The following is a 15,704-nucleotide window of genomic DNA, read 5'->3' on the forward strand; positions in this document are numbered from 1 at the left end:
CTGGGCCTGACCTTCAAGCCCAACACTGACGACATGCGCGACGCGCCGAGCCTGGACATCATTCCGGCCCTGCAGGCCGCCGGCGCGACGATCAGCGCCTTCGATCCCGAGGGCGAGGCCGAGGCGCGGCATCTGCTGAAGAATGTGGATTTCGCCGCCGACCCCTATGCCGCGGCCAGGTCCGCCGACGCGGTGGTGATCATCACAGAGTGGGATCAGTTCCGGGCGCTCGATCTCGACCGGCTCAAGGCCGACATGAAGACCCCCGTCCTCGTCGACCTGCGCAATATCTACCGGCCTGACGATGTGCGTCGCCAGGGGTTTGACTATGTGAGCATCGGGCGGGCTTGACGGCCACCGCCCCGCGTTAGCCCTAGCTCAGGGCCATCAGGCTCAGCAAATGCTGCACGATCCAGGCCGCGCCTGCCCAGAAGGCCAGGCTCAGTAGGGCGACAAAGGCAAGGCAGGCGATCGAGGCGGGGCCCCGGTTCACATTTCCCTGCCCGCGACCCGCCAGGGCGGAGTTGCGAGACATGCGTTTCTCCCAGTCGATCTTGTGTCTTCACACCGGTCGAGCGGTGTGAACGTTACGAGACTGACATAATCCGGGGAGGCTGGATAGGGTTTCCAAAAACCCAAGGCCCGTGGGGAAAATCCCCGTCAGGCGGCGGCCTGCCGGACCACGCCGGCGAGCTCATGGACGATCTCGAAGATCAGCTTTTCGTCGTCGCCCTCGGCCATGATTCGAATCAACGGCTCAGTGCCCGAGGCCCTGACCAGCAGGCGGCCCGATCCGTTCAGACGCAGCTCCGCCTGGGCGATGGCCCCCTTGACGCTGTCGCTCTCGAGGGGGCGGCCGCCACCGAAGCGGACATTCTCCAGCAGCTGGGGCACAGGTTCGAACTGACGGGCGAGCGCGCTCATGGGCTTGTCCGCCTCCTTGAGCACGGCCAGCACCTGCAGTGCGGCCAGCAGCCCGTCGCCGGTGGTGGAGAAGTCCGACAGGATCACATGACCCGACTGCTCGCCGCCGAGGTTGAAACCCCCCTCGCGCATCCGCTTCATCACCGCACGGTCGCCCACGGCGGTGCGTTCCAGGATCAGGCCGCGCGCGCTGAGGAAGCGCTCAAGGCCGAGATTCGACATGACAGTGGCGACAACGCCGCCACCGGTCAGCTGGTCGCGCACGGCCCAGTGGCCAGCGATCAGGGCCATGATCTGGTCGCCATCAACCACGTGGCCCGTCTCGTCGCAGATCACCAGCCGGTCGGCGTCCCCGTCCAGGGCGATGCCGATGTCTGCGCGGTACTCCCGCACCATCTTGGCCATGGCCTCGGGATGGGTGGAACCGCAATCATTGTTGATGTTGAAGCCGTTGGGCTCGACGCCCAGGCGGATGACCTCGGCCCCCAGTTCGTAAAGCGCGGTCGGGGCGACCTTGTAGGCCGCACCATTGGCGCAATCGATGACGATCCGCAGGCCATTCAGGCTGAGGCGGCGGGGGAAGGCGGCCTTGGCGATTTCCACATAGCGGGCCTGGGAATCGTCGATTCGCGCCACCCGGCCCAGGGTGTCTGGCGCGGCCAGACGTTCCTGCAGCCCCTCATCCATCAGGGCCTCGATCTCCAGCTCCCGGGCGTCGGACAGCTTGTAGCCGTCAGGCCCGAACAGCTTGATGCCGTTGTCGGAATAGGCGTTGTGCGAGGCGCTGATCATCACCCCGAGATCGGCCCGCATCGAGCGGGTCATCATGGCCACCCCAGGCGTCGGCATGGGCCCCAGCAGACGGACGTCCATACCCACGCTGGTGAAGCCCGCCACCAGGGCCGGTTCGATCATGTAGCCCGACAGTCGGGTATCCTTGCCGATCACCACCAGATGACGCCGGGCGTCCTGGGACATGAAGACCTTACCCGCCGCCATGCCGACCCGCAGGGCGACCTCGGCGGTCATGGGATGGCGATTGGCCTCCCCCCGGATGCCATCGGTTCCAAAATAAGCGCGGTTGGTCATGGTCGGACTCACGAAACGATCGGAAACCCAGATTTAGTCGACGCCGCGTTTGCGAATGCTAAAGGCGGCGCGGGGCGAGACATTAGGCGCGCCGGAGCCATCCGGCAAAACGGTGAGGTAAGGCCATGTGCGGCATCATAGGCATTGTCGGCAAGAGCGACGTCCAGAACCGGCTCGTCGAGAGTCTGCTCCGCCTGGAATACCGCGGCTATGACTCGGCAGGCATTGCGGGCGTGACCGCCCCCGGCCAGGTGGACCGGCGCAGGGCCCAGGGCAAGATCCGCGCCCTGCAAGACGTCCTGATGGCCGAGCCCCTCATCGCCAGCGTCGGGATCGGCCACACCCGCTGGGCCACCCACGGGGCGCCGTCGGAGCGCAACGCCCACCCCCACACCGCGGGCCGGGTCACCCTGGTCCACAACGGCATTATCGAGAACTTCGCAGAGCTGCGGCGCGAACTTGAGACGCAGGGCAGGGTCTTTTCGAGCGATACCGACACGGAGATCATCGCCCAGCTGATGGACTCGCAGCTGGCGACGGGCCTGGCGCCCCTTGACGCCCTCAAGGCCACCCTGGACCGGCTGACCGGGGCCTTCGCCCTGGCCGTTCTGATCGCGGGGGAGGATGAGGCCATCCTGGGCGCCCGCCGGGGCAGCCCGCTGGTGGTGGGCTATGGCGAGGGCGAGATGTTCCTGGGGTCCGACGCCCTGGCCGTAGGCCCGTTCACCAGCCGCGTGGCCTATCTGGACGAGGGAGACTATGTCCGCATCGACCATGACGGAGCGCAGATCTTTGACGCCGATGGCGCGGCGGTCACCCGCGAGGTGAAGCAGCTCGCCCGGGCCGCGGCCCTGGTGGAGCGGGGCAACTACCGGCACTTCATGGAAAAGGAAATCCATGACCAGCCCGAGGGCTGCCAGCACACCATCGCGGCCTATGTGGACACCCTGACCAGCCGGGCGACGATTCCAGGCGATCTGGATTTTGCGAGCCTGGAGCGCATTCAGATCGTCGCCTGCGGCACCTCCTATATCGCCGGGATGATCGGTCGCTATCTGATCGAGCAGTTGGCGGACCTGCCGGTGGATGTGGAGATCGCCTCGGAGTTCCGCTATCGCCAGCCGGCCCTGCGGCCAGGCGCCCTGGTGATCGCCATGTCCCAGTCGGGGGAGACCGCCGACACCCTGGCGGCCCTGCGCTATTGCACGGCCCGCGGGATGCGCAGCGCGGCCATCGTCAATGCGACCGAGTCCACCATCGCCCGGGAAGTGGACGTGGTCTGGCCGATCCACTGCGGCCCGGAAATCGGCGTGGCCTCGACCAAGGCCTTCACGGCTCAGGTGAGCGTGCTGATCGCCCTGGCCATCGCCGCGGCCAAGGCGCGGGGCAAGATCGACCGCGCGGAAGAAGCCCGTCTGGTCAAGGTGCTGCTCGGCGCGCCGCGGCTGATGGCCGAGGCCATCGGTCTGGAGGACGCCATCAGCGCCATCGCCACAGAGATCGCCAAGGCCAAGGACGTGCTCTATCTCGGCCGCGGTCCGATGTCGGCGCTCGCCCTGGAAGGCGCGCTGAAACTGAAGGAAATCAGCTATATTCACGCCGAGGGCTACGCCGCCGGCGAGTTGAAACATGGGCCCATCGCCCTGGTGGACGACCTAACCCCGATCATCATCCTGGCGCCCTATGACGCCTGGTTCGAGAAGTCGGCTTCGAACATGAGTGAGGTCATGGCGAGGGGCGGCCAGGTGGTGTTCATCACCGATACCGAAGGGGCCAAGCACGCGCCGGCCGGCGCCAAGGTGGTGGTCACCGCGCCGTCGTCGGATCCGCTGGTGTCGACCCTGGTGATGTCGGCGCCCATCCAACTGCTGGCCTATCATGTGGCCGTGCAGAAGGGCGCCGACGTGGATCAGCCGCGGAACCTGGCCAAGTCCGTCACCGTGGAGTGAGGTTTAGGGCGCCGGCGGGTTCGCGGTGGCCGGCGACGTCGCCGCTGGATCCATCGCGGCCGGGTCGTTGACCGGAGGCGGCGTCATGCCATCAGCCGGCATGGCCGGGCTGGTCATGGCCGGGTCGGTCGGGGTCATCGGATCAGCCGGGGTCATGGCCCCCATGCTGCCGGTCTCCGCGGGCATGGGTTGGGTGGTCTCCACCTCGTTGTCCGAACAGGCGGCGAGGGTGAAGGCGGCGACTGCGCCGATCGTCAGGGTGGTCAGGTTACGCAGTTTCACGAGCTTGGCTCCCCTTGGGACGAATTCCCGGAACCTCCAACGTGGAGTCGGGCGCCGGCGTTCCCGATATTGTGATCAGTTCCCAAGCCGGGCGCGTAGAAGCTTGCGAATTCATCGGATGGCGGTGGATTTCCCGAGGGGCCTCGTCTAGCCCATTGGCGCGGCCACGAATGGAGGACGAAATGGACAGGCGCGTTCGCAAGGCTGTGCTGCCGGTGGCGGGACTGGGGACCCGGGTGCTGCCCGGCGCCAAGACCACGCCTAAGAACATGCTGAATGTGTTCGACCGTCCGATCCTGTCCTACATCATCGAAGAAGGTCGCGCGGCGGGCATCGAGCACTTCGTGTTCATTGTTGGCCGTGGCCAGGGCGCCATTGAAGACTATTTCGACGCCTCCCCCGAGATCGAAGGCGCCCTGGAGGCCAAGGGCAAGGCCGACATCCTGGCCGAGGTGCGCCGGGACCTGCCCGAGCCTGGCCAGATGAGCTTCGTCCGCCAGATGGCCCCGCTGGGCCTTGGTCATGCGGTCTGGTGCGCCCGCGACATTATTGGCGACGAGCCCTTCGCCGTCATGTTGCCCGACATGTTGATGGCCGCTGCGCCGGCCGCCCTGGCCCAGGTGGTCAGCGCCCATGGGCAGGTGGGCGGCAATATTATCGCGGTGGAGCCGGCGCCCGAGGGTCAGGCGCACAAGTATGGCATCGTCGATCTTGAGGGCCAGATCGGCCGGCTCAACCGGATGCGCGGCATGGTCGAGAAGCCTGCGCCTGGGACCGAGCCTTCGAACCTGTTCATCAGCGGGCGCTATGTGCTGCAGCCCGAGATATTTCCCTTGCTGGAAAAGCAGGGCAAGGGCGCCGGCGGCGAGATCCAGCTGACCGACGCCATGGCGGAGCTGATGAAGATCCAGCCGTTCCATGCCTTGGAATATGACGGCGTCACCTATGACTGCGGCGACAAGATCGGCCTGCTGCGGGCCAATGTCGCCTTCGCCCTGCGTCACCCCAGCCTTGGCCAGATGGCCAGGGAAGCCATCGACAGCCTGCTCTGATCCGACGGAAACCAGCAGATCCCCGACGCATTCCCCCGCTGAGCGCTTTCACAATGGGCTAGCGTTTGTTAGCCCTGGCGAAGGTGGAACCTGTACGGATCGGAGCGGCGATGCGCGTACTCATTCTTGGTGGAGATGGCTTTTGCGGGTGGCCTACGGCCCTCCACCTCTCGGCGCGTGGCCATGAGGTGACTATTGTCGACAACCTGTCCCGGCGCCGGATCGACGGGGAGCTCGGGGTGCAGTCCCTGACGCCCGTGCAGGACATCCAGGGGCGGATCGCCGCCTGGAAAGAGGTCTCCGGCCACGAAATCGGATTCCATGACCTCACCGTGGGCAAGGATTACGACGCCCTGCTCGACCTGCTGAAGAGCTGGCGGCCCGATTCGGTGGTCCACTTCGCCGAGCAGCGCGCTGCGCCCTATTCGATGAAGTCGGCCAAGCATAAGCGCTACACGGTCGACAATAATCTGAACGCCACCAACGACGTGCTGGCGGCCATCGTCGATTCGGGCCTCGACATCCATCTGGCCCACCTGGGCACCATGGGGGTCTATGGCTATGGCACGGCTGGCGCGGCGATCCCCGAGGGCTATCTGACGGTCAAGATCGAGACGCCGGAAGGCTGGGTCGAGCGGGAGATCCTCTATCCGGCCAATCCGGGGTCGATCTACCACATGACCAAGACCCAGGACGCCCTGCTGTTCCAGTTCTACGCCAAGAACGACCACCTGCGGATCACCGACCTGCACCAGGGCATCGTCTGGGGGACCCAGACCGAGGAGACACGCAAGGACGAGCGGCTGATCAATCGCTTCGACTATGACGGTGACTACGGCACGGTGCTGAACCGCTTCCTGATGCAGTCAGCCGTGGGCTACCCGCTGACGGTTCACGGGGCCGGCGGCCAGACCCGGGCCTTCATCCACATCCAGGACACCGTCCGCTGCGTCGAGCTCGCCCTGGCCCACCCGCCGGAGCGAGGGGACCGGGTCAAGGTGATGAACCAGATGACCGAGACCTGGCGGGTCCGGGACCTGGCCCAGATGATCGCCAAACTCACCGACGCCGAGGTCACGCACCTGCCCAATCCCCGGGCCGAAGCCGACGAGAACGATCTGGTGGTCGAGAACAAATGCCTGCTGGACTATGGCCTCAACCCCATCCGGCTGGAGGATGGCCTGTTGATGGAAGTGGCCGAGATCGCCCGGGCCTATGCCGACCGCGCCGATCTGAGCAAGATTCCCTGTCATTCGCACTGGAACGCCGAGCGGGCGGCCGCGGCCAGCGCGCCAGGCAAGGCGGTGGCGGCCGAATAGGGACAAGGCCGTGCGGCTCTTCACCTTCGGCTACGGGTTTTCGGCCGCCGCCCTGGGGGCGCGGCTGAAGGTCGAGGGCTGGAGCCTGGCGGCCTCCTATCGGCGTCCTGAGGACCGTTCGCGCCTGGCGGACCTTGGGGTCGAGCCGGTGTCGGTCCATGACCGGGAGGCTCTCGCCGCCCAGCTGAAGGCGGCCGATGCGGTGCTCGTCACCGCCGCCCCGGACGCCGAGGGGTGTCCTGGCCTCCGCGCCCTGGTCCCGGCCATGGCCCGCGCAGGCGCCTTTCCCGACTGGCTGGGCTATCTTTCCACCACCGGTGTCTATGGAGACCGGCAGGGGGGCTGGGCCTTCGAATCCAGCCGACTGGCCGCCCAGTCCATGGAGGGCGCCCGCCGCGTGGCGGCCGAACGGGACTGGCTGGACGTGGGCAAGGGCATGGGCCTGACCACCACCCTCTTCCGCCTGCCCGGCATCTATGGTCCTGGCCGCTCGACCCTCGATCGCCTCCGCACCGGTCGCGCCAAGCGCATCACCGCGCCGGGCCAGGTGTTTTCCCGCATCCATGTGGATGATCTGGCGGCAGGCCTGGCGGCCTCCATCGCCCGACCGCGGGCCGGCGGGATCTATAATCTGTGCGATGACGCCCCAGCGCCCAATAGCGAGGTGGTGGCCTATGCCGCAGGACTCCTGAGGCTTCCCGTCCCGCCGGAAATCCCGGTGGACAAGGCCGAGCTGACCGGGCCGGCGCAGCGCTTCTATGCCGAGAGCAAGCGGGTCTCCAACGCCCGGGCCAAGGCCGAGCTGGGCTGGCGGCCGGCCTATCCCACCTATCGCGAAGGCCTCGCAGCCATCCTTCAGGCCGGCGGCTGAACCAGCTCCTGCACCGCCGCGATCAGGCGGGCGAGGTCCTGGGGCCGCGACAGGCGGTGGTCGCCGTCCTTGATCAGCTCGAAGACGACATCTGGACTGTTGATCGCCTGGGCCAGCTCCAGGGCGTGGCGCCACGGGACGTCGGAATCCTCGCCGCCCTGCAGGATGCGCACCGGCCCGGTGATCGGCACGGGACCGGGCAGGATGGACCAGCGGTCGCCGTCCTCGAGCAGGGCTCGGGTGATCGGATAGGGCGCGCCATAGTCCGACGGACGCATCCAGACGCCCGTCTCCTCCAGTGATCGCCGGGCCGCCGCATCAATCTCAGGGCCCATCAACTTCTCGGTGAAGTCGGGCGCCGGCGCGACCAGGACCAGCCCCTTGATCTGGTCTGGCCGCACCATGGCCGCCAGGCAGGCGATCCAGCCCCCCATGGACGACCCGACGGGGACAACAGGCCCAGGCGCCAGCTCGTCGAGAACCGCCAGGGCGTCCTCCCGCCAGCGGGTGATCGTCCCCTGGGCGAAGTCGCCCTCGGACTCTCCATGGCCGAAATAGTCGAACCTGACATAGCCCTGGCCGCTCGACTGGGCCCATGCGGCCAGGGCTTGCGCCTTGGTTCCGGCCATATCGGAGCGGAAACCGCCCATCCAGACGACACTGGGCGAGCGGCCGACCACCCGACGCCAAGCCAGGGCGGTCCCGTCAGGTCGGCGCAGATGTCCTGTTTCTTCGCGCATGGGCCTCTATAGCCGGCTCGCAGGCCCCGTCCCAGGTGGTGCGGGGTTTACCGAGGCGTGTTCTGCGGTATGCAGGGCGCCGTGACATTGCCCCCTGACTTTACGCTTCTGCAGGTCGTGCCCGAGCTGGACACCGGCGGCGCCGAGCAGACGACGATTGATATCGCCCATGCGGTGGTGCGCCGCGGCGGCAAGGCGCTGGTGGCCACCCGCGGCGGCCGCATGGCTGCGCGGCTGGAGTCCGACGGCGGCCGCCTGGCCCAGATGCCGGTCCAGACCAAGAATCCCCTGGTCATGCTGGGTAACGCCGCCCGCCTGGTGGATCTGATCCACCGCGAGGGGGTGAGCCTGGTCCATGCCCGTTCCCGGGCGCCTGCCTTCTCGGCCCTGTGGGCGGCCCAGGTCACCAATACGCCCTTCGTGGCCACCTATCACGGGGTCTACAACGCCCGCAGCCGAGTTAAGCGCTGGTACAATGCGGTGATGACCCGGGGCGACCTGGTGATCGCCAATTCCGACTTCACCCGCGACCATGTGCTCGGCGAACATCACCTGGACCCCAGCCGCATCGTCAGCATCCCCCGAGGAATCGACCTGGAGAGGTTCAATCCCAACTGGGTAGGCCCAGAGCGGGTCGAGGCGCTGAGACAGACCTGGAACGCGCCCGTCGACCCCAGCTTGACCACCTTCCTGCTCGCCGCGCGGCTCACCCGGATCAAGGGGCACGGCACGGTCATCGCCGCCGCGGCCCGCCTGAAGGCGGAGGGACGCGGCGCATTCCGAATTCTGCTGGTGGGGGATGACCAGGGCCGTAGCGCCTACCGCGCCGAGCTCGCCGCCCAGATTGCGGAGGCCGGGCTGGGGGACCAGGTCTCCATGGTCGGGCATTGCGATGACATGCCGGCGGCCTATCTGCTGGCGGACGTCGCCATCCTGCCCTCGATCGTGCCTGAATCCTTTGGCCGAACCGCCGTGGAGCCCCAGGTGATGGGCCGGCCCGTGGTGGCCTCGGATCTGGGCGGCATGACCGAGACGGTGATCCAGGGCGAGACCGGCTGGCTGGCCGCGCCGGGTGACATTGAGGCCTGGACCAACGCCCTGGGACGGGCCATGGAGGCGGGCCCCGCTCGTCTCCAGGCCATGGGCCAAAGCGCGGCAAATCGCGCGCGGCGGCTGTATTCCGTCGACGCCATGTGCGAGGCCACATTGCAAGCCTATGAACGCGTCCTGGAGGCCAAGAGCTGATGGCGGCGTCCCGCGACATCAAGAAAATCCTGGTCATCAAGCTGTCGGCCATGGGGGACTTCATCCTCGCCCTGGCCGCCGCCAAGCAGATTCGCCAGGCCCATCCGAAGGCCAGGATCACCCTCCTGACCACACCGCCCTTTGAGGGCCTCGCCAAACTATGTCCCTATTTCAATACGGTCGAGACCGACGGCCGCCCAGCGGGAGTCAGCGAGTGGCTGGCCCTGGTGGGGCGTCTGCGCAAGGCGAAGTACGACCGGGTCTATGACCTGCAGACCTCATCGCGCTCGAACCTGATCTTCCATGGGCTGCGCCCCTTCCCGCCGGAATGGTCGGGCGTCGCCGCCGGCTGCGCCCTGCGCCACCGCAATCCCCTGCGGGAGCGTATGCACACCCTTGAGCGCCACGCCGACCAGCTCAAGGCCGCCGGCATCTGGCCAGACGCCCCCACCGAACCTGGCTCAGCCCCGGGTCCCGACGTGGCCTGGATTCTGCGCAAGGCCGAAGCGCCCCGCCCCGTCGCTGGCGGCATCGAGCCCAGACCCTATGTGCTGATGGCGCCTGGCGGCTCGGCTCACCGGCCCGAGAAACGATGGCCGGTGGAGCAGTATGGCGAACTCGCCCGCATTCTCTACGGCGTCGGCTTCGACATCGTGATCATCGGTGGGCCACAGGAAAGCGCCATGGCCAGGACGATTCAGCGCAGCGTCGGCAAGGCCCGCGACCTGACGGGACGTACAGATCTGGCGCGAATCGCCATGCTGGGCGCTCGGGCCGCCCTGGTGGTCGGCAACGACACAGGACCGGTCCATCTGGCCGCCGCCGCCGGCCCGCCGACGATCGTCCTGTTCTCCAAGGCCTCGGATCCCATTCTCTCGGCGCCGCGGGGCCATGTGGCGGTGCTGCAGGCCGACAATCTGGCCAATATGCCCGTCTCCCAGGTGCTGCAGGCGGCCCGGGCGCTGACACGCTTTCCCGACGGGTCGAATGCTTGATCGCCTCCGGACGCTTCGTCATATAGTCTAGGACGACGTCGCGCGTTTGCGCGCCTGCGATATTCACTGAAACAGACTCAGGAGCTTTGCCTATTCGCCGCCCCATGCAGGCGCCGCCCACGAAGGAAGGGCCGCGCATCAACGAGGACATCCGCGTTCCGCGCGTCCTGCTGATCGATCAGCAGGGCGAGAAGCAGGGCGTCATGCCCACGTCGTCGGCTCTCGAAGCCGCCGCGGAAGCCGGCCTCGATCTGGTTGAGATCGTCCCGAACGCGGATCCGCCCGTTTGCAAGATTCTGGACTATGGAAAGTTCAAGTTCCAGGAACAGAAAAAGAAGAACGAGGCGCGCAAGCGGCAGAAGGTGGTGGAGATCAAGGAGATCAAGCTCCGCCCCAACATCGACACCCACGACTACGAGGTGAAGTCTCGCTCGATGCACCGCTTCTTCGAAGAGGGCGACAAGGTGAAGGTCACCCTGCGCTTCCGAGGTCGCGAACTGGCTCACCCGGAACTCGGTATGAAACTTCTTCAGAAGGTGAAGGCTGACTTCGAGGAAGTGGCCAAGGTTGAGTATGAGCCCCGCATGGAGGGCCGCCAGATGATCATGATCCTGGCGCCCCGCTAACGACGGCCACATACGCAAGACAGAAGGGGCCGGCGGCGACGTCGGCCCTTTTTTGACGCCGCCGCCACGCCTGCTGAGGGGGACTGGCCGGGCCGTCAGAAAATCTCGTTATGAGAGCCCTTGCCGGACTCCTGGGCTGCGCCTAACACCGGGCTATGTCGAAGACTGCGCCTGGCGCGGCGACTCCGTCCGCTATGGCTGCGCCGTCGCTGATCGCCGTCGTCTTCATCAATATGCTGGGCTTCGGGATCATCGTCCCGTTGCTGCCCTTCTACGCCAAGTCTTTTGACGCCCCAGCCTGGCAGATCGCCCTGATCTTCTCGGCCTATTCGGCCGGCGCCTTTTTTGGCGAGCCCTTCTGGGGGAGGCTTTCCGACCGCTATGGCCGCAAGCCGATCCTGATCAGCACCATCGCCGGCAACTGCCTCTGCTACCTGGCCCTGGCCTTCGCCCCCAATGTCTGGATCGCGCTCGCCGTCCGGTTCCTGGGCGGCCTGGCCAGCGGCAACGGCTCGGTGATCCAGGGCTACATCGCCGACGTCACCCCCCCGGAGAAGCGCGCCCGACGGATGTCGCACATGGGGGCGGCCTGGAACGTCGGCCTGATCGTCGGCCCTTCGGTGGGCGGGATCTTCGCCCACCCGGAGGCCGGACCGCTAGGCTTCCGACTGCCGCTGCTGATCGCCTCGGGCCTGGCGGCGGCCTCGGCCCTGTCCATCCTGGTTTTCATCCGTGAGAGCCGCGCCCGCGAGGAGGTCTTCGAGCATCAGCCGAGCCGCTGGTCGGCCATTGGTGAGGCGGTGCGCCACCCCGTTGTGGGGCGCCTGATGCTGCTGACCTTCATGGTCGGCTTCGCCTTCACCGGCGTTGAATCCATATTCGGTCTCTGGACCCAGGCCCGGTTCGACTGGGGTCCGCGGGAGATCGGCGTCTGCTTCGCCTTTGTCGGCGTCTGTGCGGCGACCACCCAGATGTTTGTCACCGGCCGCCTGTCGGAGCGCTATGGCGAGGGACCTATGCTGGCGGTCGGCATGGCCCTGACCCTGGTCAGCGCGCTGGCCCAGCCCTTCGCGCCCAATGGGACTGTGGTCATCGCCCTGATGTGCGCCATGGCGGTGGGCCAGTCGGTGGCCTTCCCCAATGTCACCGCGCTGATCTCCCGCACCGCCGACCCCAGCCGAACCGGCCAGATCCTGGGGTTGAACAACGCCATGGGCGCTTTGGCCCGGGTGATTGGCCCCCTCTGTGCGGGCCTGGCCTTTGCGGGCGTCTCCATTCACGGGCCGTTTTTCATCGCCGCCCTGATGCTGGCCCCAGCCATATGGCTGGCCCTGGCGGCCAGCCGGCGGGCGCCGGCCCTCAAATCTCAGACTGATGATGACGCCGCCGTCGAGAGCAGTCGGCCGTGACGCCCGGGGCGCCCAAGGATGATCCCAGGGCGCTGATCGTCCTTCTGTCGGTCATCTTCCTGAACATGGCGGGCTTTGGCCTCGTCATCCCGCTGCTGCCCTTCTTTGGCCAGGCCTTCGACGCCCCGGCCTGGCAGATCACCCTGATGTTCTCGGCCTTTTCGGTGGGGCAGTTCCTGGGCGAACCCTTCTGGGGCAAGTTGTCGGACCGCATCGGTCGGCGGCCGGTGCTGATCCTCACCACCGTCGGCGGCGCGCTGGCCTATGTGGCCCTGGCGCTGGCGCCCGGCATCTGGGCGGCGCTCGCCGTGCGTCTGGTGAGCGGCTTCCTGTCTGGCAACATCTCGACCCTGCAGGGCTACCTGGCCGACATCACCCCGCCTCATCAGCGCGCCGGGCGCATGGGGATCATGGGCTCGGCCTTCTCCATGGGCTTCATGGTGGGGCCGGCCCTGGGCGGCCTGCTGGCCCGGCCTGAGCTTGGACCAGCGGGCTTCCAGATCCCGCTCTATGTCGCCGCAGCCTTCGGCCTCACCTCGGCCCTGGGCGTCGTCCTGTTCATGCGCGAGACCATCGTCCCCCGGGCCAAGGACACGCCGAGGCCGGCGGCCCAGCCGAGGGGCGCCGCCTTGCGGACCGCCCTGGCCGATCCGGTCATCCTGCGGGTCTTCCTGATCAGCTTCGTCACCATTTCGGGCTTCGCCGGCATCGAGGCCACCTATGGCCTGTGGACCGAGGCCCGGTTCGGCTGGGGGCCGCGGGAGATCGGCCTGGCCTTTGTTCTGGCCGGCGTGATCGGGGTCGTCGCGCAAGGGTCGCTGACCGGCATGCTGGTCCGCCGCTATGGAGAGGGTCGGGTCCTCCTGGCCGGGCTGTGCTTCATGTTCGTGGGCATGCTGACCCAATTCGCCGCCGTCGGCTGGCCCATGGCCGTCGTGGGCCTGGCCATCGTGGTGTTTGGCCAGTCCATCACCTTCCCCAACCTGGTGGCGCTGATCTCCATGGCCACGCCATCGGAGCGACAGGGCGAGGTGCTGGGCCTGAACATGTCCAACAGCGCGCTGGCCCGAATCGGGGGGCCCATACTGGCGGGTCAGCTATTCTCGCTGGTGGCGCCCGGCGCGCCCTTCGCCCTGACAGCCCTGCTGATCCTGCCGGCCATCTGGCTTTGCCTGCAGATCATGGCCAGGGTTCCTGATCGCCGGGCCTGATCGGCGCCCCCAAGGGGGTGGCGGACTTGCCTTTTCCTCGGGGTTGGCGTAAGCACCCGCCCCTTCGGAGCCGTCTGGCCAACAGGCATGCCAGGACGGTTCATCAATACGCCAGAGGACGGGGCGCCTGGCGCCCCGCAAGTGAAATGCCGAAACTGAAGACGAAGTCAGGCGCCAAAAAGCGCTTCAAACTGACGGCGACGGGCAAGATCAAGGCCGGCGTCGCGGGCAAGCGCCACCGGCTCATCAGCCATAACAGCAAGTACATCCGCCAGAACCGCGGCACCAAGGTCATGAGCGCGGCCGATACCCGCATCATCAAGACCTTCCTGCCCTACGGCCTGTGATCGGGAGCACATAAGATATGGCACGCGTCAAACGCGGTGTGGTCGCCCACGCCCGACACAAAAAAGTTCTCGAGCAGGCCAAGGGCTTCTATGGCCGCCGCAAGAACACCATCCGGACCGCCAAGGCCGCCGTCGACAAGGCCGGCCAGTACGCCTATCGCGACCGCAGGGTGCGCAAGCGTAACTTCCGCTCGCTGTGGATCCAGCGGATCAATGCGGCGGCGCGCCTGGAAGGCATGACCTATTCGACCTTCATCTTTGGCCTCGACAAGGCCGGGATCGAGATGGATCGCAAGGTGCTCGCCGATATCGCGGGCAACGATCCGATCGGTTTCAAGGCCATCGCCGACAAGGTTCGCGCCGCGCTGGCTTAAGGATTGCGGAGGGCTTCCGAGCCCTCCTCCGATCTCACTGAAAGCCCTCCGGCGTCACCGCCGGAGGGCTTTTTGCTGCGCGCCCTTCCCGCTGATACGACCACGCGATAGAGCACCCAGGCATGACCGATCTGAACACATTGAAGACCGACCTGATCGCCCAGGTGGACGCCGCCCCTGACGCCGCCGCCCTGGAAGCGATCCGCATTTCAGCCCTCGGCAAGAGCGGCCAGATTTCCGAGCTGTTGAAGTCGCTCGGCAAGATGAGCCCCGACGAGCGCCGGGAGCAGGGCCCGCTGATCAACGGCCTACGCGACGCCGTGGCTGCGCGCCTGGCCGAGCGCAAGGCTGCGATGGACGCCGCCGAGCTAGATCGTCGCCTGGCCGCCGAAAGCGTCGACCTCTCCCTGCCCGCACCGCCGCGCCGCCGCGGCAGCGTCCATCCGACCATGCAGGTGATGGACGAGATGGTCTCGATCTTCGCTGAGATGGGATTCTCGGTGGCCGAAGGGCCCGACATCGAGACCGACTTCAATAATTTCACCGCGCTGAACTTCCCGCCCAAACATCCGGCGCGGGAGATGCACGACACCTTCTTCATGGCCCCCGACGAGGCCGGCGAGCGCAAGGTGCTGCGCACCCATACCAGCCCCGTCCAGGTGCGGGTGATGCGCCAGATCAATGAGAAGGTCCCGGCCTGGGTCGCCACGGGCCAGGAGCCGCCGATCCGCGTGGTGGTGCCCGGCCGCACCTATCGCTGCGACTCCGACGCCACCCACACGCCGATGTTCCATCAGATGGAAGGTCTCGTGATCGACAAGGCGGTCCATATGGGCCACCTGAAATGGACGCTTGAGACCTTCATCTCGCGGTTCTTCGAGACCGAGGGCGTGGTCAGCCGCTTCCGGCCGCACCACTTCCCCTTCACCGAGCCCTCGGCCGAGATGGACGTCCAGTGCGACCGTTCGGGCGGCGACATCAAGATCGGCCAGGGGACCGACTGGCTGGAGGTGGTGGGCTGCGGGATGGTGCATCCCAATGTGCTGCGCAACTGCGGCCTGGACCCCGAGATCTGGCAGGGCTTCGCCTTCGGCTTCGGCGTCGACCGGCTGGGCATGCTGAAGTACGGCATGCCGGACCTGCGCGACATGTTCGCCGGCGACACCCGCTGGCTCGGCCACTACGGCTTCTCTCCCTTCGCCGCCCCCAACCCGGCCACGGGACTGAGCTGACCACTGTTCGAAGCGCCCCCTCTTTCGGGGCGCCCCCGG

At 67.0% G+C, this 15,704-nt stretch carries 17 protein-coding genes; 13 read left to right on the forward strand and 4 right to left on the reverse strand.

The window, feature by feature from the left end; translation table 11 throughout:
• On the forward strand, nt 1-351 hold a 351-nt coding region (locus tag Q8K84_RS08080; RefSeq protein ID WP_305282093.1), incomplete at its 5' end, for a UDP binding domain-containing protein.
• 22 nt (nt 352-373) lie between these two features.
• On the opposite strand, the gene Q8K84_RS08085 is transcribed toward Q8K84_RS08080, so the two are convergent.
• Both Q8K84_RS08085 and glmM read right to left on the reverse strand, forming a co-directional pair.
• Nucleotides 374-535, reverse strand: a complete 162-nt coding sequence (locus Q8K84_RS08085; RefSeq protein WP_305282094.1) for a hypothetical protein — start codon at nt 533-535, stop codon at nt 374-376.
• 125 nt (nt 536-660) lie between these two features.
• Nucleotides 661-2,013 carry a phosphoglucosamine mutase gene (gene glmM / locus Q8K84_RS08090; RefSeq protein WP_305282095.1) on the reverse strand — a complete coding sequence of 451 codons (1,353 nt, stop codon included), beginning with the start codon at nt 2,011-2,013 and terminating at the stop codon, nt 661-663.
• 125 nt (nt 2,014-2,138) lie between these two features.
• Here glmM and glmS point away from each other — a divergent pair, with 125 nt between their 5' ends.
• The gene (gene glmS / locus Q8K84_RS08095) at nt 2,139-3,962 is read left to right on the forward strand and encodes a glutamine--fructose-6-phosphate transaminase (isomerizing) (protein ID WP_305282096.1); all 1,824 of its coding nucleotides are present in this window, start codon (nt 2,139-2,141) and stop codon (nt 3,960-3,962) included.
• 3 nt (nt 3,963-3,965) lie between these two features.
• Here the strand turns inward: glmS and Q8K84_RS08100 are convergent, their stop codons facing one another.
• Nucleotides 3,966-4,244, reverse strand: coding sequence for a hypothetical protein (locus Q8K84_RS08100; RefSeq protein WP_305282097.1), 279 nt, complete (start codon nt 4,242-4,244; stop codon nt 3,966-3,968).
• A 182-nt stretch (nt 4,245-4,426) separates the two neighbouring features.
• Here Q8K84_RS08100 and Q8K84_RS08105 point away from each other — a divergent pair, with 182 nt between their 5' ends.
• The 3 genes from Q8K84_RS08105 to Q8K84_RS08115 all read left to right on the forward strand — a co-directional run bounded on the left by Q8K84_RS08105 (nt 4,427) and on the right by Q8K84_RS08115 (nt 7,486).
• A complete protein-coding gene (locus tag Q8K84_RS08105; protein ID WP_305282098.1) occupies nt 4,427-5,296 on the forward strand; it encodes a UTP--glucose-1-phosphate uridylyltransferase in 870 nt (289 codons plus the stop codon).
• 110 nt (nt 5,297-5,406) lie between these two features.
• Nucleotides 5,407-6,615, forward strand: a complete 1,209-nt coding sequence (locus Q8K84_RS08110) for an NAD-dependent epimerase/dehydratase family protein (RefSeq protein WP_305282099.1) — start codon at nt 5,407-5,409, stop codon at nt 6,613-6,615.
• Nucleotides 6,616-6,625: 10 nt separating this feature from the next.
• A complete protein-coding gene (locus Q8K84_RS08115) occupies nt 6,626-7,486 on the forward strand; it encodes an SDR family oxidoreductase (RefSeq protein ID WP_305282100.1) in 861 nt (286 codons plus the stop codon).
• On the opposite strand, the gene Q8K84_RS08120 is transcribed toward Q8K84_RS08115, so the two are convergent.
• Nucleotides 7,471-8,226: a carboxylesterase gene (locus Q8K84_RS08120; RefSeq protein ID WP_305282101.1), complete on the reverse strand. Its 756-nt coding sequence runs from the start codon at nt 8,224-8,226 to the stop codon at nt 7,471-7,473. The genes Q8K84_RS08115 and Q8K84_RS08120 overlap by 16 nt on opposite strands.
• A gap of 81 nt (nt 8,227-8,307) precedes the next feature.
• Between Q8K84_RS08120 and Q8K84_RS08125 the strand changes: the two genes are divergently transcribed.
• The 8 genes from Q8K84_RS08125 to pheS all read left to right on the forward strand — a co-directional run bounded on the left by Q8K84_RS08125 (nt 8,308) and on the right by pheS (nt 15,665).
• Complete coding sequence (locus Q8K84_RS08125) at nt 8,308-9,471, forward strand: glycosyltransferase family 4 protein (RefSeq protein WP_305282102.1); 1,164 nt, start codon at nt 8,308-8,310, stop codon at nt 9,469-9,471.
• Nucleotides 9,471-10,466: a glycosyltransferase family 9 protein gene (locus tag Q8K84_RS08130; protein ID WP_305282103.1), complete on the forward strand. Its 996-nt coding sequence runs from the start codon at nt 9,471-9,473 to the stop codon at nt 10,464-10,466. The genes Q8K84_RS08125 and Q8K84_RS08130 overlap by 1 nt, the downstream gene beginning before the upstream one ends.
• Nucleotides 10,467-10,570: 104 nt before the next feature.
• Nucleotides 10,571-11,092 (forward strand): translation initiation factor IF-3, encoded by a 522-nt coding sequence (gene infC, locus Q8K84_RS08135; RefSeq protein ID WP_304752840.1) that lies wholly within the window; start codon nt 10,571-10,573, stop codon nt 11,090-11,092.
• Between the two features lie 194 nt (nt 11,093-11,286).
• Nucleotides 11,287-12,501 carry an MFS transporter gene (locus tag Q8K84_RS08140; RefSeq protein WP_305282104.1) on the forward strand — a complete coding sequence of 405 codons (1,215 nt, stop codon included), beginning with the start codon at nt 11,287-11,289 and terminating at the stop codon, nt 12,499-12,501.
• On the forward strand, nt 12,498-13,712 hold the full coding sequence (locus Q8K84_RS08145; RefSeq protein WP_305282105.1) for an MFS transporter: 1,215 nt from the start codon (nt 12,498-12,500) through the stop codon (nt 13,710-13,712). The genes Q8K84_RS08140 and Q8K84_RS08145 overlap by 4 nt, the downstream gene beginning before the upstream one ends.
• Before the next feature lie 146 nt (nt 13,713-13,858).
• Nucleotides 13,859-14,059, forward strand: a complete 201-nt coding sequence (gene rpmI / locus Q8K84_RS08150; RefSeq protein ID WP_293321436.1) for a 50S ribosomal protein L35 — start codon at nt 13,859-13,861, stop codon at nt 14,057-14,059.
• 17 nt (nt 14,060-14,076) lie between these two features.
• Nucleotides 14,077-14,433 (forward strand): 50S ribosomal protein L20, encoded by a 357-nt coding sequence (gene rplT / locus Q8K84_RS08155; RefSeq protein ID WP_305282106.1) that lies wholly within the window; start codon nt 14,077-14,079, stop codon nt 14,431-14,433.
• A 122-nt stretch (nt 14,434-14,555) separates the two neighbouring features.
• The gene (pheS, locus tag Q8K84_RS08160; RefSeq protein ID WP_305282107.1) at nt 14,556-15,665 is read left to right on the forward strand and encodes a phenylalanine--tRNA ligase subunit alpha; all 1,110 of its coding nucleotides are present in this window, start codon (nt 14,556-14,558) and stop codon (nt 15,663-15,665) included.
• Nucleotides 15,666-15,704 lie beyond the last annotated feature (39 nt).

Origin of the sequence: Phenylobacterium sp. (genome assembly GCF_030679875.1) — a bacterium.
Taxonomy (GTDB): domain Bacteria; phylum Pseudomonadota; class Alphaproteobacteria; order Caulobacterales; family Caulobacteraceae; genus Phenylobacterium.

Bases quoted from the DNA above. Each gene is read 5' to 3' on its own strand.
- Q8K84_RS08085 (WP_305282094.1), bottom strand. From the start codon at position 535: ATGTCTCGCAACTCCGCCCTGGCGGGTCGCGGGCAGGGAAATGTGAAC.
- glmM (WP_305282095.1), bottom strand. From the start codon at position 2,013: ATGACCAACCGCGCTTATTTTGGAACCGATGGCATCCGGGGGGAGGCC.
- glmS (WP_305282096.1), top strand. From the start codon at position 2,139: ATGTGCGGCATCATAGGCATTGTCGGCAAGAGCGACGTCCAGAACCGG.
- Q8K84_RS08105 (WP_305282098.1), top strand. From the start codon at position 4,427: ATGGACAGGCGCGTTCGCAAGGCTGTGCTGCCGGTGGCGGGACTGGGG.
- Q8K84_RS08110 (WP_305282099.1), top strand. From the start codon at position 5,407: ATGCGCGTACTCATTCTTGGTGGAGATGGCTTTTGCGGGTGGCCTACG.
- Q8K84_RS08120 (WP_305282101.1), bottom strand. From the start codon at position 8,226: ATGCGCGAAGAAACAGGACATCTGCGCCGACCTGACGGGACCGCCCTG.
- Q8K84_RS08130 (WP_305282103.1), top strand. From the start codon at position 9,471: ATGGCGGCGTCCCGCGACATCAAGAAAATCCTGGTCATCAAGCTGTCG.
- infC (WP_304752840.1), top strand. From the start codon at position 10,571: ATGCAGGCGCCGCCCACGAAGGAAGGGCCGCGCATCAACGAGGACATC.
- Q8K84_RS08140 (WP_305282104.1), top strand. From the start codon at position 11,287: ATGGCTGCGCCGTCGCTGATCGCCGTCGTCTTCATCAATATGCTGGGC.
- rpmI (WP_293321436.1), top strand. From the start codon at position 13,859: ATGCCGAAACTGAAGACGAAGTCAGGCGCCAAAAAGCGCTTCAAACTG.
- rplT (WP_305282106.1), top strand. From the start codon at position 14,077: ATGGCACGCGTCAAACGCGGTGTGGTCGCCCACGCCCGACACAAAAAA.
- pheS (WP_305282107.1), top strand. From the start codon at position 14,556: ATGACCGATCTGAACACATTGAAGACCGACCTGATCGCCCAGGTGGAC.